At 31.9% G+C, this 26522-nt stretch carries 29 protein-coding genes; 22 read left to right on the top strand and 7 right to left on the bottom strand.

Annotated elements, in window-relative coordinates; translation table 11 throughout:
- The first annotated feature begins 125 nt into the window (after nt 1-125).
- The 3 genes from C1Y58_RS25365 (at nt 126) to C1Y58_RS25350 (ending at nt 1926) form a co-directional block, all read left to right on the top strand.
- The gene (locus tag C1Y58_RS25365) at nt 126-587 is read left to right on the top strand and encodes a hypothetical protein (RefSeq protein WP_105619962.1); all 462 of its coding nucleotides are present in this window, start codon (nt 126-128) and stop codon (nt 585-587) included.
- 59 nt (nt 588-646) lie between these two features.
- A complete protein-coding gene (locus C1Y58_RS25360; protein WP_207655822.1) occupies nt 647-928 on the top strand; it encodes a DUF7660 family protein in 282 nt (93 codons plus the stop codon).
- Between the two features lie 524 nt (nt 929-1452).
- A complete protein-coding gene (locus tag C1Y58_RS25350) occupies nt 1453-1926 on the top strand; it encodes a DUF2569 domain-containing protein (RefSeq protein ID WP_105619960.1) in 474 nt (157 codons plus the stop codon).
- Nucleotides 1927-2055: 129 nt separating this feature from the next.
- On the opposite strand, the gene C1Y58_RS25345 is transcribed toward C1Y58_RS25350, so the two are convergent.
- Entirely contained in the window at nt 2056-2793 is a 738-nt protein-coding gene (locus C1Y58_RS25345) for a hypothetical protein (RefSeq protein WP_170311696.1), read from the bottom strand.
- 286 nt (nt 2794-3079) lie between these two features.
- Here C1Y58_RS25345 and C1Y58_RS25340 point away from each other — a divergent pair, with 286 nt between their 5' ends.
- From C1Y58_RS25340 to C1Y58_RS25325, 4 genes are all read left to right on the top strand, one after another.
- Entirely contained in the window at nt 3080-3691 is a 612-nt protein-coding gene (locus tag C1Y58_RS25340) for a hypothetical protein (RefSeq protein WP_105619958.1), read from the top strand.
- A 183-nt stretch (nt 3692-3874) separates the two neighbouring features.
- The gene (locus C1Y58_RS25335) at nt 3875-4441 is read left to right on the top strand and encodes a hypothetical protein (RefSeq protein ID WP_105619957.1); all 567 of its coding nucleotides are present in this window, start codon (nt 3875-3877) and stop codon (nt 4439-4441) included.
- A 110-nt stretch (nt 4442-4551) separates the two neighbouring features.
- Nucleotides 4552-4890, top strand: coding sequence for a DUF6142 family protein (locus tag C1Y58_RS25330; RefSeq protein WP_105619956.1), 339 nt, complete (start codon nt 4552-4554; stop codon nt 4888-4890).
- A 153-nt stretch (nt 4891-5043) separates the two neighbouring features.
- The gene (locus C1Y58_RS25325; RefSeq protein ID WP_105619955.1) at nt 5044-5583 is read left to right on the top strand and encodes a hypothetical protein; all 540 of its coding nucleotides are present in this window, start codon (nt 5044-5046) and stop codon (nt 5581-5583) included.
- 73 nt (nt 5584-5656) lie between these two features.
- Here the strand turns inward: C1Y58_RS25325 and C1Y58_RS25320 are convergent, their stop codons facing one another.
- The 3 genes from C1Y58_RS25320 to C1Y58_RS25310 are packed head-to-tail and all read right to left on the bottom strand — an operon-like array spanning nt 5657 to nt 6231.
- Nucleotides 5657-5770, bottom strand: a complete 114-nt coding sequence (locus C1Y58_RS25320; protein ID WP_157950280.1) for a manganese catalase family protein — start codon at nt 5768-5770, stop codon at nt 5657-5659.
- 24 nt (nt 5771-5794) lie between these two features.
- On the bottom strand, nt 5795-6049 hold the full coding sequence (locus C1Y58_RS25315; RefSeq protein WP_105619954.1) for a spore coat protein CotJB: 255 nt from the start codon (nt 6047-6049) through the stop codon (nt 5795-5797).
- Nucleotides 6046-6231, bottom strand: a complete 186-nt coding sequence (locus C1Y58_RS25310; protein ID WP_105619953.1) for a spore coat associated protein CotJA — start codon at nt 6229-6231, stop codon at nt 6046-6048. The genes C1Y58_RS25315 and C1Y58_RS25310 overlap by 4 nt, the downstream gene beginning before the upstream one ends.
- Before the next feature lie 267 nt (nt 6232-6498).
- Between C1Y58_RS25310 and C1Y58_RS25305 the strand changes: the two genes are divergently transcribed.
- From C1Y58_RS25305 to C1Y58_RS25240, 14 genes are all read left to right on the top strand, one after another.
- A complete protein-coding gene (locus C1Y58_RS25305; RefSeq protein WP_105619952.1) occupies nt 6499-7047 on the top strand; it encodes a DUF6512 family protein in 549 nt (182 codons plus the stop codon).
- Between the two features lie 104 nt (nt 7048-7151).
- Complete coding sequence (locus C1Y58_RS25300; protein ID WP_105619951.1) at nt 7152-7406, top strand: YkuS family protein; 255 nt, start codon at nt 7152-7154, stop codon at nt 7404-7406.
- 529 nt (nt 7407-7935) lie between these two features.
- Nucleotides 7936-9666: a ribosomal protection-like ABC-F family protein gene (gene abc-f / locus C1Y58_RS25295; RefSeq protein ID WP_105619950.1), complete on the top strand. Its 1731-nt coding sequence runs from the start codon at nt 7936-7938 to the stop codon at nt 9664-9666.
- Between the two features lie 102 nt (nt 9667-9768).
- A complete protein-coding gene (locus C1Y58_RS25290) occupies nt 9769-10188 on the top strand; it encodes a HutP family protein (protein WP_105619949.1) in 420 nt (139 codons plus the stop codon).
- 221 nt (nt 10189-10409) lie between these two features.
- Nucleotides 10410-11378 (top strand): ABC transporter substrate-binding protein, encoded by a 969-nt coding sequence (locus tag C1Y58_RS25285; RefSeq protein WP_105619948.1) that lies wholly within the window; start codon nt 10410-10412, stop codon nt 11376-11378.
- 72 nt (nt 11379-11450) lie between these two features.
- The gene (locus C1Y58_RS25280) at nt 11451-12389 is read left to right on the top strand and encodes an ABC transporter permease (RefSeq protein ID WP_105619947.1); all 939 of its coding nucleotides are present in this window, start codon (nt 11451-11453) and stop codon (nt 12387-12389) included.
- Nucleotides 12352-13146 carry an ABC transporter ATP-binding protein gene (locus C1Y58_RS25275; RefSeq protein ID WP_105619946.1) on the top strand — a complete coding sequence of 265 codons (795 nt, stop codon included), beginning with the start codon at nt 12352-12354 and terminating at the stop codon, nt 13144-13146. Before C1Y58_RS25280 ends, C1Y58_RS25275 begins: the two co-directional genes overlap by 38 nt.
- Nucleotides 13147-14053: 907 nt before the next feature.
- The gene (locus C1Y58_RS25270; protein ID WP_105619945.1) at nt 14054-15916 is read left to right on the top strand and encodes a cache domain-containing sensor histidine kinase; all 1863 of its coding nucleotides are present in this window, start codon (nt 14054-14056) and stop codon (nt 15914-15916) included.
- Complete coding sequence (locus C1Y58_RS25265; protein WP_105619944.1) at nt 15909-17402, top strand: response regulator transcription factor; 1494 nt, start codon at nt 15909-15911, stop codon at nt 17400-17402. Before C1Y58_RS25270 ends, C1Y58_RS25265 begins: the two co-directional genes overlap by 8 nt.
- 185 nt (nt 17403-17587) lie before the next feature.
- Nucleotides 17588-18496 (top strand): carbohydrate ABC transporter permease, encoded by a 909-nt coding sequence (locus C1Y58_RS25260; RefSeq protein ID WP_105619943.1) that lies wholly within the window; start codon nt 17588-17590, stop codon nt 18494-18496.
- 17 nt (nt 18497-18513) lie between these two features.
- Nucleotides 18514-19371: a carbohydrate ABC transporter permease gene (locus C1Y58_RS25255; RefSeq protein ID WP_207655821.1), complete on the top strand. Its 858-nt coding sequence runs from the start codon at nt 18514-18516 to the stop codon at nt 19369-19371.
- Nucleotides 19372-19649: 278 nt separating this feature from the next.
- Nucleotides 19650-21053, top strand: coding sequence for an ABC transporter substrate-binding protein (locus C1Y58_RS25250; protein WP_105619942.1), 1404 nt, complete (start codon nt 19650-19652; stop codon nt 21051-21053).
- Between the two features lie 83 nt (nt 21054-21136).
- Nucleotides 21137-21589, top strand: coding sequence for a hypothetical protein (locus tag C1Y58_RS25245; RefSeq protein ID WP_105619941.1), 453 nt, complete (start codon nt 21137-21139; stop codon nt 21587-21589).
- 4 nt (nt 21590-21593) lie between these two features.
- Entirely contained in the window at nt 21594-22568 is a 975-nt protein-coding gene (locus C1Y58_RS25240; protein WP_105619940.1) for a CehA/McbA family metallohydrolase, read from the top strand.
- Between the two features lie 112 nt (nt 22569-22680).
- On the opposite strand, the gene C1Y58_RS25235 is transcribed toward C1Y58_RS25240, so the two are convergent.
- The 3 genes from C1Y58_RS25235 to C1Y58_RS25225 form a co-directional block, all read right to left on the bottom strand.
- The gene (locus C1Y58_RS25235; protein WP_105619939.1) at nt 22681-23595 is read right to left on the bottom strand and encodes a pseudouridine-5'-phosphate glycosidase; all 915 of its coding nucleotides are present in this window, start codon (nt 23593-23595) and stop codon (nt 22681-22683) included.
- On the bottom strand, nt 23595-24683 hold the full coding sequence (locus C1Y58_RS25230) for a PfkB family carbohydrate kinase (RefSeq protein WP_105619938.1): 1089 nt from the start codon (nt 24681-24683) through the stop codon (nt 23595-23597). Before C1Y58_RS25230 ends, C1Y58_RS25235 begins: the two co-directional genes overlap by 1 nt.
- A gap of 196 nt (nt 24684-24879) precedes the next feature.
- Complete coding sequence (locus C1Y58_RS25225; protein ID WP_105619937.1) at nt 24880-25068, bottom strand: hypothetical protein; 189 nt, start codon at nt 25066-25068, stop codon at nt 24880-24882.
- A gap of 248 nt (nt 25069-25316) precedes the next feature.
- On the opposite strand from C1Y58_RS25225, the gene C1Y58_RS25220 reads away from it, so the two are divergent.
- Complete coding sequence (locus C1Y58_RS25220) at nt 25317-25487, top strand: FeoB-associated Cys-rich membrane protein (RefSeq protein ID WP_105619936.1); 171 nt, start codon at nt 25317-25319, stop codon at nt 25485-25487.
- The last annotated feature ends 1035 nt before the right edge of the window (nt 25488-26522 follow it).

The following is a 26522-nucleotide window of genomic DNA, read 5'->3' as shown; positions in this document are numbered from 1 at the left end:
CTGATTTTGCACAATTGAGCGATTTAAACAAAAGTAATCTCATAAAAGAAATGAAAACAATTTTACCACAAGTAAAGTACATAAGTATCAATGGAACTAAAGTTTAGTTATTTGGAGGTAATCAAATGAGTTTAAAACATGAGTTTTTACTTTCATCTGGAGATAGAAGAGTTGATGGTGGATTAATGACTCTGGAATATAGAGATGCAATACCAACAGAATGTAAACTAGTTATACAAGATGAGTTTGTTAGATACATTACAGATTTACTGATGTGGGTACCAACTTATAATCCCGATAAAGATGAAGACGGATATGGATTAAATTATTGGGGAAATACGATTATTGATAAATTAGGCTGCGATAAACTAATTACAATAATGCAAGGTTGGAAACTGATTATGGAAGTTGCGCCTAGGAAGATAAATCTTAAAGGGGGATTTTGCTGGAACGAAGAAATGGAAAAAGGTTATTATAAAACGCTTGAGTTTGATAAAATAATATTACTCGAAACTATAAATAAGCTGATCTTGTTTGGGGAGAAGGTAAAAAAAAGCAATTACTTAAATTATCACATGGGAATATAAATATTTAATTCATTAAAGTTTAGTTTAATTCGCTTATTTATATGCATATTAGTATTATGTTGGCTCTAAGAAGAAAGGGGGAATTTGATGAGCTTAAAGAAATTAGACAAGCTCTAGAGAGAGTTAGTGATGAAAAATCATTCATAGAGTTTCTCCAAGTTTTATCAAATGATTATCTAATAAATGACGAAAGTTGGGAAAATCATAGTATTGATACCTTCTTAGAATCAAGCAAAGAATGGGCAGAGGTCTCAATTAATGGATTAGATCTTTACGAAAAAGAAAATAACATTTGGAAGCGTTGTGCAGATATTTTGTATATGGGGAAAATATATGAATAGTTATTAGGTATGTTTTTATGGAATAAGGTAAGTAAAGTTAATTTAATATATAAGGTGGAATTTTATGATTATAGCACATATTCTTATGATTTTACTAAATGTTTTAGGTATTATTCTAGTAGTCCCTCTAAGGCATAAGTCACTAATTTATAAGTATCTTAATGTATTCTTTATTACTAAGATAGTTTTTCAGTTACTAAATATGCTTTATTCAATGAGCTTATCCTTTATTATTAATATATATCGTGACTTTATAGGTATATTAGGTTATGTTAATATTTTTGTTTTTATTCTAGGGTGTATTCCTTATTGTATACTTATCTACGGTATGTATAAAGTTAGTAAATCATCTGAAAATCTTATTATAATAATTAAAGCTCAATTTAATACAGAGGAGGTGTTCATTTGAGGTCACTTGAACCCTTTGAGAAAAGGAATATTACTTTTAACTTAATTAACGAAGACTAAAAACCCTTTTGAGTGAGTATAGATCAAATAAGCTATTTAATATCGGAGGTAAAATTATGGAGTTTGAAAATATTAATGATGATTTATCAGGGATTAAAGGTTGGCTGATTGTAGCAGCCATTGGGGTGATTTTGAGACCTATAACACTTTTAATATCTTTAATTGGTAGCATTTCTTTTATAGGTAGTGATTCAGGTAGAGCACTAACAACAGTAGGCGCAGAATTTTATCATCCTTTATGGGAACCATCACTGTATTTTGAATTGATAACTTCTATTTTATTTTTTATTGTTAGTTTATTCCTAATATACTTCTTCTTTAAAAAGAAAGCAAGGTTTCCTAAAATGATCATAATCTATTTCGTTTCTTATGGACTCACTTTAATTATAATCACTATACTATTAAGTATTATTATGCCTTATGACATTTCTAGTAATTGGGGAGAGACAATAGTTAACTTGATTCCAATCATTATTTGGTGCATATATTTCTTTAAGTCAGAAAGAGTGAGGAATACTTTTATTAATTAATTTAAATGGTATCTAAATCATATTTTAGTCTATATAAAAAGGGTACATCACACGAAGATATGAGCATGATGTACCTTAATTTTGTGTAGGAAAAGTATTTTCTTACTTTACTTCTATTGAATCTCAGTTTTACGCACCTCTGTAGATGAGGTCGTTATTCCAAGAGCCACGACAAATTGTTGAAGCAAGACATTCGAAAGTTATCTTTAGGACATTTTTACTATATAAGGATATAGCTTTACTACCTGAACTAGAAGCTTGAATAACAAATTTTAAACATTTGTGGTTTTCTAGTTCTACTAAAATAGTCAAAAGGCACTCTTCTACATTTCCAAATAAATTAACAATCGCAAATATTTCGGTAGGTTCATCACTCTGATACATCACCTGATTTTCGCCAGAATTTAACACATAACTCGAATTATCAAAAAGTTCTGATTCGACAGGACATTCACATCTACGATCTGTTTCAGAACCTCTTAGGATAATAAATACAGTCCAAGATCCAAAACAAGTCCCTCCATCTAAACTATCACTTTTACATTCTACTGTTATTTTACGAGCCTGCTTTGTGTTAGCAATTATTTCATTTGAAGCAAAAATGTCATTTCTAGGTATTTCGAACTCCAAACACTCCCCATTCTCCAATTCCACAAATACAAGTATATTGCAGTCAGTGTTAGACCTACTTACCCGTAACTTAATCTCTACTGGCTCATCACTTTCAAAAATTTTTAAGCATTCTCCACATTCTAAAGAAAAACCTCCGCTAAATCCTCGTGTAGTACTAATAGGACATTCGCATTCACGCTTAGACATATTTTCAAATTTATGTTTATCTTTATACACTAAAAACACCTCGTCCATTATCACTTAGTATAATATATGCTTGTACAATTCTATTAGTGCAATGGACTGTAAACTATCTTTTAATTACTAGGGGAGCCGTTGAGGCTCTTTTCAATGTATTGAGTTAAAAGAGTGACTATTTAAAAAAATTCAGAAATAAACATATAGTTTGATCATCGTAGGCATAGAAATGAACTTTTGTGAATAAGATGGAGTCTAATATACATGTATATAAAGTAATAGTATATTATAAACTATATAAGATTTAATAAACTTATAATACAAGGAAGGAGTACTTGGTACAATGAAAACAATGAGGATTAGTATTTTATCCATACTTATAATAGTCTCCATTGCTATTAGTGGATGTGTAGACGTTGAATATAATGAGGAATATGAAAACTCTAGTATTAACAAGTCAACTCACATACTAGACCGTGCCCTTCAGGTAACTCGACTATTATATGATAAGGACATGAATGAGCTTTCAAATTATGTACATCAAGATAAAGGTGTTAGGTTTATACCATATTCGAATGTAACCTCAGAGGACTTAGTCTTTATGCCATCTGAAGTCGTTTCACTTTATGAAAGTGAAGAAAAGTATACATGGGGAAGTTATGATGGGAGCGGAGAACCTATTGAGGTAACTTTTAAGGAGTATTATGAAGAATTTGTATATGATATGGATTTTGCAAACGCTGATATCATTGGTAATAATACTCTAATTGGAGAAGGCAACTCAATTGTAAACATCCATGAGGAATTTCCAGACAGTAAATTTGTAGAATTTCATTTCACAGGAGAAAACCCAGAGTATGGAGGAATGGATTGGTCAAGTTTAAGATTAATATTTGAAGAAGTTGATGGTAATTGGTATCTGGTAGGTATAGGACATGGACAATGGACAATCTAGTATTAGAAGTCTTTCTATTAATTTAGAAGGGCTTTTTTCTATAATGGGATAGAATCTTATAGTGGTTTTTGAAGGAAATTTTTAGTATAATCAAATAGTAAACTCATATAGAAATAGTTGACCTGACGATGTAATTATCAAAAGCAAAGTTAATCAATATAAGGATATATGGAGGGTAAAGCGGTGAAGAATAAGAGTTTTCTTAGTACAAGAAATGCAGTAATTACATTAATTCTTTTTGTTTGTATGTATCTTTTAATTAATGGGTCTCCCTTTGGTTTAGCTAAACTTAATGAGATCACAGATGGGCATAGTATCTTAGATATGGAGATGAGTGGTTATACTGTAGACAGGGCTTATGAAATTTTTGATGCTCTTGGTGAAGAGGGAAGAGCCTTTAATTTGAAATTTATCATTCCACTAGACTTCGTATTCCCACTTTCTTACGGTATATTTTATTTCATGACATTAACTTTAATTGTTATGAATATAGGGTTTAAGATAGAAAGACCTTGGGTAATAGGCTGCATTGGTTTAACAGCAACTATTTTTGATTTGCTAGAAAATATCATGATTGTTTACTTATTACAAAATTATCCTCAGCGACTTGAAGGGGCAGTGAGAATAGCAAGTATATTTACCCAATGCAAAGCTTTCTTTAATATGATTAGTTTGCTCTTAATTGTTGTCGGCTTATTGATTGTATTAATTAAAAAAGCTCATCAGACTATAAAGATTAAAGGGAATTAATATAGTAAATATCAGAAAAAGTTTGAACAGTCAACAGGATATTGTGATAAATGGAAAAATAAAGTATAATATATATGATAAATATATATAGAAGTAAGGAGGGGATTTAGATGGAGCCAACATTTGGATTTCAAGAGGAAGTAAAAGAATTAAAGCATTCAGGACCAGGCATAGCATCTTTCATCATTTCATTAGTTTGCATTATTCTGTTAGTAGTTCTGTTTGGAGTGGCATTAATTAGTGAATCAGGAGAATTAGCTTTAGATGAAGAAGAGGCAATGTATTTGGTATTAGGTTTAGTAGGGATTATAGATGGTATTTTGAATATTATTGGAGTTGGGTTAGGGATTTTTGGAATTGTTCAAAAAAACAGAAAGAGAGTTTTTCCTATTATAGGTCTAATAATAAATGGAACATTACTTTTATTTTTTATATACCTTTTTATCTAACTTAATCAATTCTAAATATATACAGTAGAGATTCTTTTCAAAAGGAATCTCTACTTTTTAACTGCAATTCCGACTAATTTAATTAATTTTAAGATTTTGAAGTTAGTTATATGTGTCTGCAAAGTATGTTATAAAACTATTTGAGGTGGTATGATGAAGAAAAGTTTGAAATATTGGATATTAGGTTTCCTTTTAGTTCTTAGTTTAATATCCTACTTAGTATACAATATTGAAATAGTTGATTTAGATTATTTAGATACTTATCAAGTCATTTCTGAAGTTGATGAAGATAAAGTATCACTTAATGGTGAATATAATAGGGTACATCTTTTAAAGAATGCTAGGGATTATTCAGATTATATAGATTCATATTTTTATATATATTATGATATAGATACTGTTGATTACTTAGATTTTGAAAATGAAGATTTGTTAATTGTAAACCCAGAAGGAGAAACTGGAATAGAAGGGGATTCATTTTCGGTAAGTAAAATCATAAAGTTTCGATCATATGCATTTCTATATATGAGTGATTCAGGAACCTATAAAATAGAGTCGGAAGACGGAAGGTATCAATGTTCTTTCTATGCACCAATACCAAAAGGTATATTGGATGAGGACACAGAGTTTATTCTATTGAAGTGGAAAAATGATGATAGTAACATCACTACACACTATGATAGATCAGAATAAATGTTGAAAAATTCTAATTGTGAAGTACAAAGCACTATAGCCCATACTATAGTGTATTTTTTTTTGTTTTACCCTAGTAGTTTCTACAGTTCGGACCACCGTATTGAGTAACCAAATATTTAGCCATACGAATATCACATTTCTTAATTCGTACAGGATACTCTAATTTCTTTTCATAAATCCACATACATATTTCCCCCAGTTAGTTTGATTAACATTGATATTCCCAAGGCCATGGTCCTTCTTCCCATTGCCAAGGATAAGTGCTTGTGCTATGACCAAAGTTTGTTAGTGGACCAAAATGCATTTCATACATTTTTGTTGCTTTATCCAGCTGACAACATAAACGATTATAGTAGATAAGTGCTTCTTTACAGTCAGGATGGGTATCTAAATAGAGATTGAGATCAAGACAAGCAAAACCTAGTTCTTGAATCTGTCGCATTAAATGTTCCCGCTTGTTCATTTTTTAACCTCCCATGGTCTAACTAATTCTTTAAAAATTGTACCCTTTCTGAATCCAACATTGATTGGAAGGAGATCACGATATATTTGGTCCTTGACATAAGATTCCGATAGCTGTAAGTCTGGCATATATGGATCACCGCAGGTATACTCATCTTTTGGATTGCATTTGTGTTTATCCATGAACTAACCACCTCAAAATAATATTCTCTATATATAAAATATTAAGAGGACAAAAAGTGCGTGAATAGATAAGAAAAAAATATTCATGAATCCACCGATACATAAAAGTATTTAAATGGGAGGTTTATTTTATAGATTGTCCTAATAAGGCTTTGACAAGAGTATCAAAAGACTGGAATTTGTATTGGTAATTCGCTCCAAATCTTTTTCATAAATCATATAATCCAAGCATAGTTTTTATTAAAAGCAAGTAAATGGGGTAGGTTTATGAAAAATTATTATGGACGAGTATTATTTTATGAAATCTTAGGGATCTTAGTTATTTTTGTTCTTGGTTATGTGTGGCATTCTCTTTACTCAGTGTTTGATTATAATCCTATTGTCGGGCTTTTTAGTCCAATTAATGAAAGCCCATGGGAGCATATAAAGATTATTTTTTTTCCATGGTGGCTATATGCTATTTTAGAATACCCTTTAGTAAAATTTAAGATTAATAATTATTTTTTTAGTAAATCTATTGGAGTAATTGTATTTCAAATTGTTACATTAGGTGTTGTGTATGTTGTAGAATGTTTTACTGGTAGTCATAGTTTAATTTTCACGATTATCATGTATCTCACTGGTTTAAGTCTAGGAGTAATTTCCAGTTATTATTTATTAACTAATCTTTGTGAAAATAGTATACTTGAAAAAATAGGACTTATTTTATTTTTAATTGAGTTTTTTATTATTTTTATTTTTACGATTAATCCTCCAAGGCTTGATTATTTTAAAGATGTTAAAGCTGGTACCTTTGGTATATATGGATATAGATGATAGCAAATTAATTCTAGTATGCAAAAGGATAGCAGTACATAAAACAAAAGACAAATGCAAATAATATTGAAGAACATAATGTTAACTGATTAGGAGGAAAATCAATGAAACACGTGGCAATACAAAAAGATTTAACACCTATTAAATCTTATTTGGAAGATAAAGGATATGATGTTAGAGAATTTGATGGCAATGCTCAGAATGCGATTGACGAATATGGTGAAGTAGATGCTATCGTAGTTACAGGCATGGATAATAATACTTTAGGAATGCAAGATACTGCATGTAGAGCTTCGATTATCGATGCTACAGGTAAGGACCCACAACAAGTAGAAGAAGAATTATGTAAGAAAAAATAGATATTAAGTTTTATAAGGCTCCAATCCTGGAGCCTTTTTTTAGTGTAAGAAAGTACTGTGTTTTGCTCGCAAGGAATCATACTTTCTTGCACATACTTGAAATGTGACGTAAGTTACTTTTTTTGGACTAAAATCAATTGACATCCAAGGCAATATCTTATAAAATAGAACTGATCGATTTGATAATTGATTTATTCTTAGATGACGGAGGTAACCAAAATAGTATGATTATTATGTAATTCTCTTAAAATAGACTAATTTCAAATATTTAATATTAGAACATTAGGGGTAGTATGTCCATTTTTAGCCTTAGGTCAATTATGGGATAGAGAATGTATAGCATAATTTAGTAACTATTTTGAGTACTGTTGAAATATTAATTGACGTCATTTGATGTTTATTGAGGCAATCAAGAAATAGGTAGATGCCAGTATACTTATGATTTCTGTATGTATGCTTTGGTGTTATATGCGATAAAATACATTATTGGTTAAACATGGCACACCCTTAATTAGTGGGGTGATTTTTTATGCTTATTATGAATGAAATTACTAAATCCTATGATGGGATTATTATAATAAAAAATATTAGCTTCAAGTTATTTAAAGGTAATAAGATTGGCATGATTGGTAAAAATGGTGTTGGAAAAACAACTTTGATAAAACTGATTATGGGGGAAGAAATACCTGATCAGGGTAGTGTTATAATAGAACCCCATATGAGAATAGCTCATTTAGGTCAACAAATTGAATACGATATAACCAAAAATGAAGCTATAAGAAAGATCAAAGACTATTTTTGCAATAATAGTGGAGCAAACAAAGCTTTTATTAAACAACTTCACAAAGAGATGATTGAGATTCTTGATAATAAACAAGGTATAGATACACTGAGTGGTGGAGAGAAGACTAAATTAGGTTTGTTATTAACGCTAACAGAAGATGCTGATCTATATATCCTCGACGAACCAACAAATCATTTAGATATAAGAACAATTGAAGCTCTTATGGTGTATATACAAAAGCTCAACAAAACTATTTTGATAATTTCTCATGATCGTGAGTTCCTAAATGGGACTGTTAGTAATATAATAGAAATAAAACCTAACCAAGCTATTACCTATGAAGGAAATTATGATAGTTATAAAGAACAGAAGTACTTGGAAAATGTTACGAGAGAGAAAGCCTATACAAAACAAGAAAGAGAAATTAAACACTTAAAAGCTATTATTGAAGATAAGAAACGGTTCTACAACAAAGCACATAATAGTGCTGGGCAGAATGACTTTTTGAGAAGTAAAGCCAAAAAACATGTGTCAACAATCAAGTCCACTGAAAAGAAACTTGATAAGATTCTAGCTAATAAAGTTGATGCACCTGAGGAAGAGCAAGTAGCAGCTTTTCAATATCTCAATAAAATTGATCAAGAAGACTTACCATCATGTCTTATACATGTTGAAAATATAGTTAAGAGTTATCACAAGCCTTTAATTGAAGACTTAAGTTTCCAAGTATTTAGAGGTGATCGCATAGCGATATGTGGTGCAAATGGTACTGGAAAGACAACATTAATCAAAATGTTAGTAGGGGATATTACCGTTGATAAGGGTTCTCTTAAAAAGACACCCCGTTTAAAAGTGGGCTATTTCTCTCAAGAGATGGATAATCTAAATATTAAGCATACGATTCTTGAAGAAGTTAAGAATAATTCTTTCAGTGAATCTGAGACAAGAACGATTTTAGCTGGATTTCTTTTTCGAGGTGAGGCTGTCTTTAAGAAAATAAAAGACTTGAGTATGGGTGAAAAAAGTAGAGTTGTTTTTGTAAAACTCCTTATGGGCCATCCTAATATACTCATGTTAGATGAGATAACCAATTATATGGATATTATTTCAAAAGAGTGTTTAGAAAAAATATTATGTCTATATCAAGGAACAGTTATATTCATTAGCCATGATTTATATTTCATAAGAAATATTGCTAACCGTATTATAGAATTTAAGAGAGATGACATTCAAATTTTTGATGGTCTTTACGAAGAAATGAGGAGTTGGGAAGAAAGGCAACAGCAAGAAAAGGATCAAAAAATAGCTGGTAATAAAGAAATTATAAGGAATTTAGCGATGTTAGAATATCGATTAGTATATGTTAATAGTAAACTTTGTGATGTATTCTTGGGTTCAGAAGAAAAAATTGCGTTAGAAGATGAATTTAGTGAATTATGTAAAGAAATAAGTGAAATTAAAAATAAAATTAATTAATTTACTTCAAGGTCAAAGATCTATGGTACAATGAGTACAAAGGTAGGTAATACTACTTTATATACTAATTAGGAAAAGGCGCTCAGAAAGGGATGTATAACAATGAATAGTACAGATGTAGCTAAAGCAGCTATAAAAGTAGCGATAACATCAAGTCGTGCCACAGAAGAACAAATAATAGAAGCTTTATACAAGCATGGTGTTAAAGCGGTAGCAGTCGATATTGGTGGTGACTTGATTGATAGTATTCCGAAAATAATTGAGCGAGCCATTGTTGCTTCAAGAAGAACTGGAATTATTAAAGAATGTCATGTACATGATGGTGCTGTTGCTGGAGCTGCTAGAGAAGCTATCATGCAAGTATCAACTAAAGCTACAGGTTTAAATGTTGGTGGTAAAATAGGTATCGCAAGACATAAAGAACATATCAGTGTATGCATTTTTATGAGTATAGGGCTTTTACATTTGAATGAAGTAGTCATTGGTATCGGCCATCGATCAATACCAGAAGTAAAAGATTGATAGATATTTTTCTTGACATGGATAAGCATTATCAATTATACTAGATAGAAATATAAAGCTTGCTATGGGCAAGTAATGAACATGTAGTTAGGTAGTTAATAGTAGAATAGCAGAATGGTAGAATATTGATTTTGTGTTTTAGCTCTTTTAGGTGGAGTGTATCTATTTGCCATTCTCTGCCCAGAAGAGCTTTTATTATATTTAAAAGGAAGGATGGAAGTATGGTAGGAAAAAAAATATCTTTATTACTCAGTTTAATACTCATTGTGAGCACCATTGTAGGTTGTACTTCAGGGAATGATACATATACCATTGGTGTGACTCAAATTGTTGAACATCCAGCATTGGATAGTTCAAGGGAAGGATTTATGCAGGCCTTAGCAGATAATGGCTATGTAGAGGGCGAAAATATCGTTGTTGATTATAAGAATGCACAAGGTGACATCAACACAGCAAATACCATTGCTAATGGATTTGTTTCAGATAGTGTTGATATGATCTTTGCGATAGCAACTCCTACGGCCCAAGCTGCATACAATGCTACAAAAGATATACCAATCTTAATTACAGCAGTTACAGACCCTGTAACAGCTGGGTTAGCTCAGTCCATGGAGCAATCAGGTACAAACGTTACAGGAACTAGTGATATGACACCCATTGATAAGCAATTTGAACTACTGGTTCAATTAGTTCCAGAAGCTAAGAAAGTGGGTATCGTCTATAATACTGGCGAGTCAAATTCTGAAATCCAAGTTGCTATGGCAGAAGAAGAAGCATCAAAGCTTGGACTTGAACTAGTTAAGAAGGGTGTTACAGATGTTAATGAAGTTGCACAAGCTTTAGAGTCATTTGTCAACGATATTGACGTTTTGTATGTACCTACAGATAACATGATAGTTTCAGCAATGCCTTTAATCACTGCTAGAACATTAGAAGCAAGTGTACCGGTTATTGGTTCAGAGGAAGGCCAAGTTGAGCAAGGTGCAATAGCTACAGAAGGAATCAATTACTACGAGCTTGGTTATCAAACTGGAGTTATGGCTGTTAAGGTTATCAAAGGTGAAGAGCCAGGAAATATCAGCTTAGAAACTTTAGAAAATACTGAATTGGTTATTAATAAGACTTCGGTTGATCAGTTAGGAATGACTATACCTGCTGAGCTAGTACAAGACGCCAAAACGTTAGATTAGATATAATAACTTTAACATAAAATACTGACTAGAAAAATAGAAAAGAATTAATAAGAGCAAGTAGGTGAGAAGATGACATTTTTGTTAGTGAGTCCAGAAGCAATACTTAATTTAATAGTTAGCTCCGTTGAACAGGGACTTATTTATGGAATCCTGGTTTTAGGAGTGTATATAACATACAAAATATTGGATTTTCCTGATTTATCTGTGGATGGCTCATTTCCTCTGGGGGGAGCTGTAGCAGCTACGTTAATTATTTCAGGGGTTAATCCATTTGTAGCTACATTAATTGCTATAGTAGCAGGGATGTTAGCAGGTTTTGTAACAGGCTTTTTACATGTAAAATTGAAAATAACAAATTTACTTTCTGGAATTCTTGTAATGATTGGACTATATTCAGTCAATTTAAGAGTTATGGGGAAAGCTAATATACCTTTATTTAATGAAAGCACAGTTTTTTCTACAGGACTGCCTGTCCTACTAATGATAGCTGTATTTGCTTTTGTAATGAAATTTGTTATGGATTTATTCCTTAAAACAAAACTGGGTTTCTTAATCAAAGCAACAGGTGATAATCCTCAACTGGTGACATCATTAGGTATGGATATAGGCTATACTAAAATCATCAGTTTGATGTTAGCTAACGGATTAGTGGCTTTATCCGGAGCATTAGTAGCACAATATCAGGGATTTGCTGATATTACCATGGGGACAGGACGTATTGTTATGGGATTAGCTTCTGTTATTATTGGTATTGCGATCTTTAAAAGACTATCATTTATGGCGGCTACAACGATGGTTTTAATAGGGTCGATTATGTATAATTTTGCAATTGGATTAGCACTATTAATGGGGTTACCTCCTACAGACCTCAAACTCATAACTTCTATTATCGTTATTGTTGCATTAGCTGTTAACAATAAAAAGGGAAGTTTTAAATTGAAAACACCTAATTTTTCAGGAGGTGGTTCTCGTGTTGCATCTGCAAAACCTAACAAAGGTCTTCAATAAAAATACAGTTAATGAGAATAAATTATTTACAAATTTAAACTTATTAGTGAATAAAGGTGATTTCATAACCATTATTGGTAGTAATGGTGCAGGGAAATCCACTCTTTTAAACTTGATAGCAGGGACTTATCTATGTGATGAAGGGAATTTACTACTTCACGATCATGATATAACATTATTTCCTGAATATAAGCGTACTAGAAAAATTGGTAGAGTATATCAGGACCCCAAAAAAGGAACTTCTCCCTCATTAACTGTTTTAGAAAACTTATCACTTGCTTATAATAAAGGAAAGAGTTATAATTTATCATTTCTTGTTGCAAAGAAAAAAGAAGAATTTTTCGTGGAGCGGCTTAAGCAACTGAATATGGGATTAGAGGATAAGTTGCATACCAAAGTAGGCTTATTATCTGGAGGGCAACGACAAGCAATAAGTATCATCATGGCTACCTTATCAGATCCAGATTTGTTACTACTTGACGAGCCGACAGCGGCGCTAGACCCTAAAGCAAGTGAGCGTATCATTGAAATCGTTCATAAAGTAATTGAAGATAGGAATTTAACAGCTCTTATGGTAACTCATGATTTACATCAGGCTGTTACTCTTGGAAATCGGTTATTAATGTTCCATCGTGGTGAGATTATTTTATCACTAATGGGAGAAGAGAAAAGGGAGTTAACAATCGAAAAATTACTTCATCAATTTGAAACAGCACAAAATGATGATATTATATCGGATAGAATACTATTTTCATAGTGAAAAAAGCAGATGGTTTTAAGCTATCTGTTTTTTTTGTAGCTAAAATCAATATTTTCTAAGAATGATATTGACAATCATTATCAAATATGATATATTAAATATACCCTCATTGATACACATATAAATTTTAAATAATATTTAATTGCATGTTATGTCACTTACCCGACATCTAACATAGTTGGACAGAATATTAAATATTAAATTCCTATTTCCTCAAAAAAATTATTAGCGGATTTTTTTAAACAAAGCGTTTCCTCCGAACGCTTTGTTTTTTTGTAGTGCAGGATAGTACTGGGTTTTCTTGCAAAGAACAATATGTAACATTCACCTACTTGAACGTAACGTAAGTCACTTTAATTGTGAAGAAATATCTACCTATAATTTTATTAAGGGGGAGGAGGAAGTTTTTTTATTCAACATGATCTGAGTTTAGTATGGTTTCTTAAGTTCATTATATTACCAGTTGATAATATGTATAATTCTCTTAAAATAATCATAAAATGATATTGACAATCATTATCAAGTGTGTTATATTTAATATACCCTCATTGATACACATATAAATTTTAGAAATAAATATTTAATTACTTGAATGAATGCTATGTCAGTATAATTACTTACCCGACATCATCAAAGTTGGACATTAAATATTAATTCCTAATTCCTCAAAAAATAAAATTGTTAGCGGACTAAAAACAAAGTGTTTCCTCCAAAACACTTTGTTTTTTTTGCTTTTCTAAGATAATATAAATACATAAATGGTATAGTATAATGAGTAAGCAGCTTAACTATTTTCAATAGACTTTTTAATTAAAGTCCATTGAATGTCAATGAAAATACATGCATAATACACTTAGAGAGAACAATAAAGTTTGTCTATTTTATAGAATATAGGTGAGTACTTATGGAACAAAAGAAGGGATCTACATTAAAATATCGTTTAACAATCAATTTCTTGCTCATGTTAATACCTGTATTAATTTTAGGCTTTGTATCTCAGATGATAACAAATGAAGCTTTTGAAGATCAAGCAATTAACTCAACAAGCAATACAATCAATCAGACAGCAAAAAATATTGAAAGTGTTATACATTCAGTTTACGAGCTTTATAAGCAAGTAATCACAGATGAAATGTTCCGTTCATATCTAACACTGGATTATAGTCAATTGAATGATTATGAAAAATACAAGTTAGACAATGAAATGAAAGACAATGCTATTAGTTATACTGCTGCTTTAATAGATGTATCAAGTATTACGTTCATTACTCCAGATGGACGATTTATCGCGCCAGCTTCAGACATAACTAATTTAAGTGAAGTAGATAAGATTTATGAAACAGAATGGTGTCAGAAAGCAATTGAGAATAAAGGCCAATTTATTCTTTTAGGTACACATCAAGGATTAGATGAGCTAAGGATCAGATATAAAGTAGGAAGATATGAAAATTATGCACTATCCCTAGTTGCTTATGTTGAGGATTTTTATACCAAAAAAGGATGTTTAATAATCTTTGATATCAGCAAGGACACCATAAGAAATATACTAAAGGATATAAATTTAGGTGTAAACAGCGAGATCCATTTAATAAGTGTCGATGGTAGAGATATTATGTTAGATGCTGATGAGAACATAGTGTATACCGATCTGGACCGACAATTTGAGGATCAGGATTTGATTAATGAAGTTTATTCAAGTGAGGATATTGCAGGTTATACGGTTACACAATATTTAGAAGATAAGTACCTGATGGTTTATAAAAAGTTTTATAATGAAGAACTTATTCTCCTTGGATTAATTCCTGAAAAAAAACTATTAGAAACATCAAAATCAATCCAGATGACAACAACCATATTGCTAGTTGTATCCGGTATAGTTATTATTCTCTTAGGTGTGTTTGTCTTCCCTAAAAAGATATATAACCGCATCAATAAGCTTCTTATAAAGATGAGACGTGTTGAGAAAGGTGATATGAATATTGATCAAGACCCTGTTGAAGGTAGTGATGAGTTTGCAATAATTGATCATTATTTTAATAATATGGTTTTAAAGTTAAACAATCTAATTCAAGATAACTACGTTAAGCAAATAGAAAAAAGAGAAGCTGAACTAGATGCTCTCCAATTTCAAATTAACCCACACTTTCTATATAATACTCTTGCATCTATTAATTCCATGGCATCTGTAAGAGGGTATCATGAAATCAGTGAAATGACTGAAAAATTAGGAGATATGTTTAGGTATAGTATTAATTCGTCTAGTTCTGAGTTTGTTGGTTTACATGAAGAAATAAAGCATATACAAAATTATATTGATATTGAAAACATACGATTTGGTAACAAGATACAGCTTTATATTGATATCGAAGATTCTTTTTTGGAGGCAAGAGTGTTAAAGTTTATCTTACAGCCAATTGTTGAAAACTGTATCAAACATGGCTTTTCTAATCCTAAAACAGAAGGATTCATAGAAATTTCTGTTAACCAAGAAGGGGAACGACTCTATATAATAGTTGCAGATGATGGAAAGGGAATGAATAGTCAACTGGTTCATGTCTATAATGCTTACTTCCAAGGTGCAATGAAAAGTAAAAAGGATTATAAATCAAGTATCGGATTAAAAAACGTGAATATGCGCATTAAATTAGCCTTTGGTGATGAATATGGGCTAAAGATTTCTAGTGAATGTGGTACAGAAGTCACATTCTGTTTACCTTACAAACAAGCAACAATGGAACAAGGCAAAAGGGGGATAAAGGATGTTTAATCTATTAATCGTTGATGATGAGCAGTGGATTAGAAAAGGGATAATAGCAAAGTTAAATAATCACGATCTGTTGGTTAGTAGAATTTATGAGGCTGAGAGTAGCGAAGAAGCATTGAAATTTATGAAAAATAAGGATATTCATCTCATCATAACTGATATTCGAATGGCGGAACTGAGTGGTTTACAATTGATAAGGAAAGTCAAAGAAAAGCATGATACCAAGTTTATTGTCATATCAGGTTATGCCGAATTCGACTATGCTAAAGAGGCATTGGAACTTGAAGTTAGTGGTTATCTATTGAAGCCAGTAAAAGAGGCTGAACTTGTAGATCTCATTGAAAAAGTGACCAGTGAATTAATCGAACAGTCTAAGTTTGATCAAGAGCACTATATACTGGAGCAAAAGATAAATGAGTATTTTCAGGGAAATGACGTAACACGTGATGAACACCTGAACTATGAATATTATAGCTTAGCTATAATTGATGTAGCTTTAAAGTGGCAGCAAAATTTAATGGATATTAAGATGAAAATCATGACAGCCTTTGAAACCACAGAGAGTAGGTGTGACACTTACGTTGTCAACAATCATAGTGATAATAAGCAAATACTTGTTTTGTTCATGTCTAACGAAAGAAGTGAAGTTCATAAAACTAGAAATTGGTATATATTTAATAGTTTTCATAAGGTTAAAGAAAGCTGCGCAGCAACAATTACAGTTGGGGTTAGTAATATTTTAGAACGCTTAGAACGTAAGCTCTATGAGCAGGCTAATGATGCCTTACTTAACAAACTGATCAGTGGTAGTGATAATATTTATTATTATAAGAATCAAAACAATATAATCTCTTTCAAGGATCAAGATATCAAGCAATTAGAAAAATATATTCAATGCAAAGATATTAAAAATATTAGAAAGTTCATTGATGAGATATTTTCTGATAAGAATTTTGATGAAGAAAATATCGTAAGTATTAAGTATTTATTTGATGAAATTACGAATTTTATACGTTATCGGTTTAGAAATGAGGCACACGGTCCAATACCAAATGTTTTTCAAGATAACCTATATATAACCTTCTTCAATGATTTAAATGAACTGAAATCAGAGATCATTGCGTACATTGAAGATCATCTACACGATGACATTGAGGTAGGTAATGTGAAAGATATCATTCGTAAGGCTCGAAAATATGTTGATATGCATTACGATGATGAGCTCACCATTAAGGACCTGGCTTATAAGGTAGGTATCAATTCGAATTACTTGTCAACTCTCTTCAAAAAAGAAACTGGTAAAACATTTACAAAATATCTAACAGATATGCGCATTGACAATGCTAAAAAATTGCTAATGGATACAGAAGCCAATGTTGCTCAAATATCTAAAAGTGTTGGGTACCATGACCCGGGTTATTTTTATCGTGTATTCAAAAAACAGACAGGGCAAACCCCTTTGGCATATCGAAAAACAAAGAAAGTGTAGTTAGGTGAACCTGACTACACTTTCTTTGTACTTTCAATCAATATTTATTATTATTGTCCATATTAAATTAGAGATGAGTCCATTTCGATGTGCAGTCTAAACAATTACAATAGTATTAGACACGATAAGTGGTTGACACTACAAGTCAAGTAGAATGAAAAATATAACACGAAAGGAGTGGAGACATGCAACCTACTATGAAAACAATTAGTAGCAAGAATCACAAGAAGATGAAAGAACAAAGTTATGTATGGTATTTATTTTTATTACCAGCTTTAATTGGAATTATCTTATTCATGGTTTATCCTGTTCTTGAATCTTTTCGATTAAGCTTTTTTTCTTCAAATGGTGTGAAAGAAACATTTGTTGGAATATCAAATTATACGCAACTGATCCTCAAGGAAGAAGTATTCTGGAAGGCGATATTCAATACTTTTTATATGGCAATATTTCAGGTGGCTATTGCTGTTCCTCTAGGCTTTGTCATAGCAACATTAATCAATAATTTACCCCATTTTAAAGACTTATTTAAAGTATTGTTTTTTATACCTTATATCACTTCATTAGTTGCAGCATCCATGGTTTTTATGTATTTATTTCATCCCGAAATGGGTCCCATTAATTATTTGTTAGAGTCTATAGGGTTACCTGGAATTAATTGGTTATCAGATCCTTTAAGTGCAAAATGGGCGGTTATCATATTGGGTATATGGAATTGGATGGGTTTTGTAATAGTTATTTGTATTGCTAATTTGCAAACCATACCTGCTCAACTTTATGAAGCTGCTGAAATAGATGGTGCAAATTCTTTTCAAAAATTTGCATATATCACTACACCTAAAATGATGCCAACTTTCTCTTTCTTATTGATTATGGGCTTTATAAGAACATTACAGAGATTTGGCGAAACCTATACAATTGGTGGTTTAGAAGGAAGCCCCATGCGTTCTTTATATACCATTGTTGGGTTTATATACGATAGAGGTTTCAATGGTACAGAATACGGGTTAGCATCTGCAGCTGCTTATATCCTATTTATGATTATTATGGTTGTAACGTTAATTAATATGAAATTATCAAAAATGAACGTATAGATGGGTGGTGAATAAATGTGACTAGTTATTCAAACAAATGGAAGAAAAAGAAATTATCAAATATGATTATAACTGCAGTATTGTTGGTCGCAGGATTATTAATGGTTGCACCTTTTATCTATATGATTAGTGTGAGTTTGGAGAGAACAGCAAATCTCATCCCTCCTTTTCCACCAAGAATTATACCAGAAGACCTGTCATCATTTAACTACATGTTGGCATTTGAAAGTGGAGAAATAATTACAGCATATTTAAACTCTTTTATTACAACTTCTGGTGGTGTTATTTTAGGTGTTATTACCTCTTTACTCGGTGGATATGCTTTTTCAAAAGGGAATTTTAAAGGTAAAAAAGTGATATTTGTAATTGTTTTATCAACAATGATGATTCCATTTCAGACAAGACTAATACCAATGCATAGAATGTTTTATAATTTTGGACTAACGAATACGTATTGGGCGATTATTTTGCCGCGTATGTTAGATGGATTTGGTATTTTACTATGTAAACAGTTTTTTGACCAATTACCAAATAGTTTAAGAGAGGCAGCTCAAATCGATGGAGGTACAGAACTGAACATTTTTCGTCGAGTATTTTTACCTCTTACGGGACCAATTACTGCTACACTGGTAATTTTAAGTTTCATGGCTTGTTGGAATGATTTCTTATGGCCATTGATTGCTTTAACTAAAAATTCATTGCAAACAATTCCAGTTTACATGTCTTCCTTTGCCACACAAGATAGTAATGGATATTTAGCAGGTTTAACAATGGCAACTGCAACATTAAGTATATTACCTATAGTACTAGTTTTCTTAGCTTTACAGAAATATATTATTGAGAGTATCGCATTAAGTGGTATCAAAGGCGAATAATGATGAATGGTATCAATGAGTTATGGCTTACTTAAAAGTCGACTTTTGATATAAGGCATAGGAAAGAATTATATATACAATAAGATTTTATGAGGTTATTGTAACTTAAAAGAAGCAAAATAACTTCATGCTCTTGTCATCAATTTTTCATATGTCTATAAAGCAAAGCTTAAGATGCTTTTCTCAACTACTAGAATACTTTGTTGAATTTTAGTATAATATGAAAGAATCATCTTTTGCTCAGTTAAGTACTAAAAAATAGCAAAGGAGTGAACTAAATGTTTAAAAGAGGGTTAGCAATTGCATTGGCTGGTACACTTGCATTATCTGTATTATTCACAGGATGTTCTAGTGATGAACCAGAAAATAGTTCAAACGATGTGAAGCAAGAAGAAAGTAAAACAGCATCTGGTAAAGAAGAGGTTAAAGAAACTACTGATGAATATAGTGGTACAGTTACTGTTCAGATGATTGGTGATTGGGAAATGGAGACGACGACAGATCCTCTAACAGGCGTAAAACGTGAGGGATTAGAGGTTGTCAAAGAAGAGTTTGAATCAAGATATCCAGGTACAACTGTTGAGTATGTAATTATGGGTTGGGATAGTTATACTCAAAAGACTCAAACAATGTTATCCGTTAATGAATGTGATGTATATCAAGTTCCTGGTATTGCAGCATTTGCAGATCAAGGATTCTTAGAGCCACTGGAGCCATATATCGAAAAAGATGGTTATGATTTAGGACAGTTAATCGAGGGTCAAATTGATGGATGGAAAGCAATGGGACCAGATGAAACAGATTTACACATTTATGGTTTACCTGTAATTGGTGATACTAGAACTATGATGTATGATAAAGAGATCTTTGATCAATGGGGTGTTGAATACTTATCTGAGCGTCCAACTTTAGAAGAAATCAAAGAAAAAGCTGCTGCTATGACAGGTACAAACCCTGTTACAGGCGTACAAAACTATGGTATTGCATGGCGTGGGCGTGATACAGCAGATACAATGGTTAACATTGCAGAATCTCTCGGTGGTACTTGGGGAGATGGTTTCAGATTTAAAGAATTGACTTTCAACTTCAATTCACCAGAGTTTGTTCAAGCAGCTGATTATTTATTAGAATTGTTAGCATATGCACCAGAAGGTGTCGTAACTGGTCAAGGGCTTGAGACTTTTGGAACTTCTCAAAATAATGTAGCTATTAACTTACGTGTTGGACCAAATAATTACTATAACACATATGTTACACCAGACACTATTGATAAATACGGCACTTCATATTTGTTTATTAATGAAAACGAAGGTATGGGCGGTATGTTTGCAGGTAGTCCATATTCAATAGGTGCAACAAGCGATAATAAAGATTTAGCGTGGGAGTACCTAAAGTTTATGACAAGTGATTTTTATCAAGAATATCAGTGGAAAAACTATCAATCACTTCCTGTAATCAAGAGTGCTACAGAATGGGATGACTTTGTAAACATTCCAGGTATGGATTTAGTACTTGATAGTATGAAGTATTTATGGACTCCAAGATACCCTTATAGAGCTGGACAGCCTAGAGGTATCTTAACTGATTCAGTTGAAAGATTTATGTTAGGCGAATCTACTACTGAAGAAGCACTTAATGATGCTCAAACTCAAGCTGATGAATGGGTTGCAAGTTTAAAATAATAGTTTTAAAGGAGGGGACTTTCATAGTCCCCTTTATGCTATAATAAAAATAGCTAATAGTTCTTGGATAAGGGAGTTATTTTATGAAAACATACATCGACGCTAAGGGGATCTTAACGCGAGATTGCATGAAGAGTCAGATTATATATCAGTTCTTTGTTGATAAACCTCTGAATGGATTATATATCAGCTTTTATTACTATCCCAAGAGTACATCAGAGCAACAGCAAAAGAAGTTGATTTGTGAGTATTACATTAAAGAGTACCCTGATGCAGTCCAGAGTGAGTATAAAAAAGAGATTGAAAAGGAAGAGTATTTTTATAATCTGTTGACATTAAGTATTGATGATGATAAGGGATTTAGAGGTAGTTATCATAAACATTGGATGGTAGATGAGATAGTTATTGAAAAAGAAAGTGCAACAAAAGGATTTATAGCTGGAGAAATCAAAGAGGGTAACTGGAAAGTGACCATAAGTAATCATGCTATTTTGACTGAAAATGTTACTTATCATATAAAGGTTTGGGGGACATGACCAAATGAGATGGTATAAATGTGAATTACACACCCATACAAAACATAGCGATGCACGTCATGGACTTGAAGAGCTAGTAGATAAAGCTTGGAATATGTTAAATTTAGATGCATTAGCCATAACTGATCATAACACCATAACAGCTTCTAAAGAAGTTAATATTTGCGAAGAGAAATATCCTTTAACATTTATTCCTGGCATTGAATTAACAACTTTTTATGGTCACATTGTGGTATTGGGTTTAGAACAATATATTGAGTGGAGAGATTTACACAGATTAAATCTAGAAGAACGAGTTAAAGAAATAAATAAATGTGGAGGGGTTGTAGGTATAGCTCATCCATGTCGAGTTGGTGATCCTATTTCAACAGGCTCTTATTTTACTTATCATATTGATGATTATAATGTATTTGATTACATTGAAGTGTGGACTAGAACTGCATCAGTTAAAGATATAGAAAATAAAGCGAATATGGCACTTTGGACTGAATTACTGAATAAAGGATACCGAATTACAGGTGTTTATGGACGGGATTGGCATGGTGGAGGCAGTGAAGTGGATGAGAATATATATACACTTGTTAATAGCCCTACTAGTGACAAAGCTTCCATACTTGAAGGGATTAAGCAAGGGAATGTTCAATGCAGCTCTGGTCCAGTTGTTAATATTCAAGTTTTAAAGGCAGGAAAATGGGAAGATTTATTCTTTGGTGATGAAATTGTTTCAAAACCTCTCACGTTTAAGCTTAGTTGGGATTTAGAGACAATAAAAGGAGCAGAAAAATATAAGAAGGTAAAACTGTACGTTAATATTGAATCGAATAAGGGGAGTTTAGCTAGGATAGAAAAATCAGACAGTGAAGAACCGTTTAATATAGATTATATAGAGGGACTCAAATGGATAAGACTTGATGTACATACAATAGAGAATAATCAACATAAGATGCTAGGTTTTACCAATCCGATTTACTTTAATTAAAGAGTTAATTTTAATGGATAACAGAAAAGACGCTTGTTATAAGCGTCTTTTCTATCGACAAAGAAATTAGTATCAAGGATTATATGGACCTAATCCTTGATAATTTGTTAATCTACTTTGTCAGTTCAATAGCTATTTCTGCTGCTAATGCAACGTTATTATATACTAATCTAATATTAGATTCTAAGCTTGATCCACCAGTAATTTGCTTGATTTTATCTAATAGGAATGGTGTAGACTCCTTACCCTTAATATCTTTTTCATCTGCTTCTTTTAATGCATCATCTATTGCTTTGGCTATAGTATCAAAGTCCATGGAATACTCTTCAGGGATAGGATTAGCAATAACCATACCACCATTAAGATTAAGCCCCCATTTAGCTTTTAGAGCATCTGCAATTTCCTTTGGAGTATCACATCTATAATCAACATTAAAACCACTTTTACGTGTATAGAAAGCTGGTAATTCTTCAGTTTGGTATCCAACAACAGGCACACCATATGTTTCTAAATACTCCAGAGTTAAGCCTAAATCAAGTATAGACTTAGCACCAGCACAGACAACGGCAACATCAGTATGTGCTAATTCTTGCAAGTCAGCTGAAATATCAAATGTATTTTCAGCACCGCGATGAACACCACCGATACCACCAGTACCAAATACTCGGATACCAGCTAGGTCAGCAATGATCATTGTTGCAGCAACGGTTGTTGCACCGTCATCATTTTTAGCTACCATAAATGGTAGATCGCGACGACTGACTTTTGTAACTGCAGTACCTTTCTTACCTAGGTACTCAATCTCATCTTCCGATAATCCAACTTTGAGTCTACCATTAATAATTGCAATAGTTGCTGGTATAGCACCTTTATCTGTAATAATCTTTTCAACTTCTAAAGCAGTTTTCACATTCTCAGGATAAGGCATACCATGAGAAATAATAGTAGATTCTAAAGCAACTACAGGTTTATTTTGATCTAAAGCTTCTTTCACCCTTGGATGAATATCTAAATATTTTTCTAACATTATAATTCCTCCATAATCTGATAGATATTTTTCTCATTGAAATGAGGGTTAATCGTATCCTCATGTGATAGCGTTAAAATTGAAGCTGCCATGGAAAACTTCGCTGCCTCCTCCATAGTAAAATTACTCATGTAGCTATGCACTAGACCGGCTGTAAAGGCATCTCCAGCTCCGGTTGCGTTGATAACATTAACTTGAGGAGAAGGTAATAAATTTGATTCAGTACCATCGGAATAAAACACACCTTCTTTACCCATGGTAATAAATACTTTTTTAACGCCTTTATTAAGGAGTATAGTTGCTGCTTTCTCTAAATCATAGGTATCTACTATTTTAACACCTGTTAACATTTCAACCTCGTATATATTAGGTTTTATGGTATGGAAGTAACCGATAAAATCTTTTATTTTCTTTGCCTTATAGGTGGAAACAGTATCTACAAAGAAAGCAGTATCTTTGAAATTGGTCAAAAGAAACTGTAACGTCTCACTTGGCAGATTTGTGTCCAAGACACAAACCTTACAATTCTCTACGATATCTTTTTTATTAGTGATATAACCAACAGAGACTTCTTCCATTATAGCCATATCCGAAATAGCTACATGCATGTCGCCTTTTCCATCCAGAATGGATAAGTAAGTTGATGTCTGATAATTATTAAGTATCAGTGCATTTGTCATATCCAAACCAATGGAGTGACTATGTTTCAAAATATTATCACCATGTATATCTTTGCCTATGGCAGTTAGTAGTTTAACATGGCTATCCAATTTGGTTAAGTTCTCTGCGATATTTCTACCAACCCCACCAAAAGATAACTTAACATCCCCAGGGTTTGAGTCGTGGATATTCAAAGTCTCACCAGGAAATCCTTGAATATCCATGTTTGCTCCTCCGATGACACAAACATAATCCTTTGTGTTAGGAATAATGTAGCCTTTACCTATGATATACCCTTTTTTCATCAAATTTGTTATATGGACAGCAACAGATGAACGGGTAATACCTAACAGTTTAGCAATTTCCATTTGTGATATAAGAGGATTTTCTTTTATTACATTGAGTATTTCTTTTTCTCTATACGTCATATTCATCACCCTAAACATATGCTTATATACTAAACATTTGCTGATAATATAGTATCACAAATAATTAGTATTTGTCAATGGTTACTACATCGAATTTTTATGTATAGCAGAGAGGGGCGGTTGCTAAGGATTTTCTTTCAAACTGATTGCTCATAATAAAAGACTTTAGCTTGGATGAGCTAAAGCCTCTTATAATTTATTTTGATGCCATTGATTTATAGATGGATGCCATTTCCTGATACATGCTTTCTCTTTCTTGCTCAGAAATACTAGGATCATTTTTAATCTGCATAAAAGTATTTTGAATAGCGTCACTCTTACTTACTTCGTCTATACTTAATTGAAGCTTTTGGGCTATCTCGGCTAAGTTAACATTTTGATGCATAATTTAACCTTCTTTCTCTCAGTTTAATTTATCTTTAGTAGTATATCCAATGAAAGATAAAAGATGTATATAAAATATGTAGTAGAGAAAGAAAATCTATAATAAAATGAAATAATATTGACATAAATTATCAATTGTGATATATTATCATTATAATAAACAGGACATTTATTATAGTAGAACCTAAAATTATTTTTTGTTTACACCTATAAAAATATATGCCACAATTATTAAAAGAGGTGGTATAAATGATAAACTTTATAGTAGGAAGCCTCATCTTACTGATATTTGGGTATATTGCTTATAGAGGTATCATGAATATGAAGAATGGTAAAAAAGGCTGTCACAGCAGTGGCTGTAGCGGTTGCAGTTCATCTTCTGGTTGTCCAGTAATGGATGGGTACAAGAAAAGTGACTAACGTCACGTTTCAAGTAGGTGCTGGAAAGTATGATTCCTTGCAAGCAAAGCTCAGTATTTTCCTACACTATAATAAAAGATTTTATGAGAACCTGGGACTTAAATGTTGTCTCAGGTTTTTTGTAGTATTTGAATGATGAAAAACTAGTCAATAAATTAGAAATAATAGATGTCAAAGAGCATCAACTGGTCTTAGAATACAGTAATTTGACACATCACCTATACTTATTATTACAATTAGTTTTACGAGAGTATGTAGGGGATGTTTGATTTATTTACAACTTAGAAGGCAGAAATGCCTTCTTTTAGATTACTCTTTCTTCAGTGCATTTCCAAAGTTAAAATAACCTAAATTGCATGAAAATTATTACTTGTATTATTTTTATTTTACTAGTTGACATGATAAAGTTAATGTGTATAATAGTAATAGTTGTTTTCAGAACAACAGCTTTTATTTGACAAGAAATTACAGATTGACAATGAATGCTGATCATGTTAAAATAGCTAAGCGTTTTTTAAAAGACGCTAGAATATAGTATTGTACCTTGAAAATTGCACATTGAAGTGACGAATTTAATCTTAGTGATTCTAAGATGATTTGCTTGGTTAATATTAACGAAGCGAATGCATCATAGAAGAAATTAGTTTGAAACGTCAGAGTTTAATAATTTAAACCAGGATTTAAATTATTAACGACATCATATATCCAAAAAAACTTAACGTTATTTATAACGTAACAGCGTTACTTAGTAACGCGCAAGGTAAACAACGTTATTTTATAACTTCTTCATTTAATGATTAGGTGTTATAACAATAACGCAAATAACTCAGCTACTATTCTTGAAAAAAGTTAATGTAAGTAAAGGTCATTGTGACGAATCGTAACATAAGTCGAATCGTGACATGCGCATAAAGCTAACGCTTGATGCTTCTGACCTAATCTTCTAAAGCTAGCGCTATATAAGGTTAACTACGTTAACTCAAATCATCTGTAAGATGATTTATTAGGTCAAGATAATAAGAGCGTAGGGTGGAT

Source organism: Vallitalea okinawensis, assembly GCF_002964605.1.
Classification (GTDB): domain Bacteria; phylum Bacillota; class Clostridia; order Lachnospirales; family PQDH01; genus Vallitalea_A; species Vallitalea_A okinawensis.
Note: the sequence above shows the minus strand (reverse complement) of the source record. Positions and strands in the feature narration are given on the sequence as shown.

Excerpts from the sequence above, each read along its gene's own strand:
- C1Y58_RS25365 (WP_105619962.1), top strand. The coding sequence starts at position 126 with ATGAGTTTAAAACATGAGTTTTTACTTTCATCTGGAGATAGAAGAGTT.
- C1Y58_RS25350 (WP_105619960.1), top strand. The coding sequence starts at position 1,453 with ATGGAGTTTGAAAATATTAATGATGATTTATCAGGGATTAAAGGTTGG.
- C1Y58_RS25345 (WP_170311696.1), bottom strand. The coding sequence starts at position 2,793 with ATGGACGAGGTGTTTTTAGTGTATAAAGATAAACATAAATTTGAAAAT.
- C1Y58_RS25340 (WP_105619958.1), top strand. The coding sequence starts at position 3,080 with ATGAAAACAATGAGGATTAGTATTTTATCCATACTTATAATAGTCTCC.
- C1Y58_RS25330 (WP_105619956.1), top strand. The coding sequence starts at position 4,552 with ATGGAGCCAACATTTGGATTTCAAGAGGAAGTAAAAGAATTAAAGCAT.
- C1Y58_RS25325 (WP_105619955.1), top strand. The coding sequence starts at position 5,044 with ATGAAGAAAAGTTTGAAATATTGGATATTAGGTTTCCTTTTAGTTCTT.
- C1Y58_RS25320 (WP_157950280.1), bottom strand. The coding sequence starts at position 5,770 with ATGTGGATTTATGAAAAGAAATTAGAGTATCCTGTACGAATTAAGAAA.
- C1Y58_RS25315 (WP_105619954.1), bottom strand. The coding sequence starts at position 6,049 with ATGAACAAGCGGGAACATTTAATGCGACAGATTCAAGAACTAGGTTTT.
- C1Y58_RS25310 (WP_105619953.1), bottom strand. The coding sequence starts at position 6,231 with ATGGATAAACACAAATGCAATCCAAAAGATGAGTATACCTGCGGTGAT.
- C1Y58_RS25305 (WP_105619952.1), top strand. The coding sequence starts at position 6,499 with ATGAAAAATTATTATGGACGAGTATTATTTTATGAAATCTTAGGGATC.
- C1Y58_RS25300 (WP_105619951.1), top strand. The coding sequence starts at position 7,152 with ATGAAACACGTGGCAATACAAAAAGATTTAACACCTATTAAATCTTAT.
- abc-f (WP_105619950.1), top strand. The coding sequence starts at position 7,936 with ATGCTTATTATGAATGAAATTACTAAATCCTATGATGGGATTATTATA.
- C1Y58_RS25290 (WP_105619949.1), top strand. The coding sequence starts at position 9,769 with ATGAATAGTACAGATGTAGCTAAAGCAGCTATAAAAGTAGCGATAACA.
- C1Y58_RS25285 (WP_105619948.1), top strand. The coding sequence starts at position 10,410 with ATGGTAGGAAAAAAAATATCTTTATTACTCAGTTTAATACTCATTGTG.
- C1Y58_RS25280 (WP_105619947.1), top strand. The coding sequence starts at position 11,451 with ATGACATTTTTGTTAGTGAGTCCAGAAGCAATACTTAATTTAATAGTT.
- C1Y58_RS25270 (WP_105619945.1), top strand. The coding sequence starts at position 14,054 with ATGGAACAAAAGAAGGGATCTACATTAAAATATCGTTTAACAATCAAT.
- C1Y58_RS25265 (WP_105619944.1), top strand. The coding sequence starts at position 15,909 with ATGTTTAATCTATTAATCGTTGATGATGAGCAGTGGATTAGAAAAGGG.
- C1Y58_RS25260 (WP_105619943.1), top strand. The coding sequence starts at position 17,588 with ATGCAACCTACTATGAAAACAATTAGTAGCAAGAATCACAAGAAGATG.
- C1Y58_RS25250 (WP_105619942.1), top strand. The coding sequence starts at position 19,650 with ATGTTTAAAAGAGGGTTAGCAATTGCATTGGCTGGTACACTTGCATTA.
- C1Y58_RS25245 (WP_105619941.1), top strand. The coding sequence starts at position 21,137 with ATGAAAACATACATCGACGCTAAGGGGATCTTAACGCGAGATTGCATG.
- C1Y58_RS25240 (WP_105619940.1), top strand. The coding sequence starts at position 21,594 with ATGAGATGGTATAAATGTGAATTACACACCCATACAAAACATAGCGAT.
- C1Y58_RS25235 (WP_105619939.1), bottom strand. The coding sequence starts at position 23,595 with ATGTTAGAAAAATATTTAGATATTCATCCAAGGGTGAAAGAAGCTTTA.
- C1Y58_RS25230 (WP_105619938.1), bottom strand. The coding sequence starts at position 24,683 with ATGACGTATAGAGAAAAAGAAATACTCAATGTAATAAAAGAAAATCCT.
- C1Y58_RS25225 (WP_105619937.1), bottom strand. The coding sequence starts at position 25,068 with ATGCATCAAAATGTTAACTTAGCCGAGATAGCCCAAAAGCTTCAATTA.
- C1Y58_RS25220 (WP_105619936.1), top strand. The coding sequence starts at position 25,317 with ATGATAAACTTTATAGTAGGAAGCCTCATCTTACTGATATTTGGGTAT.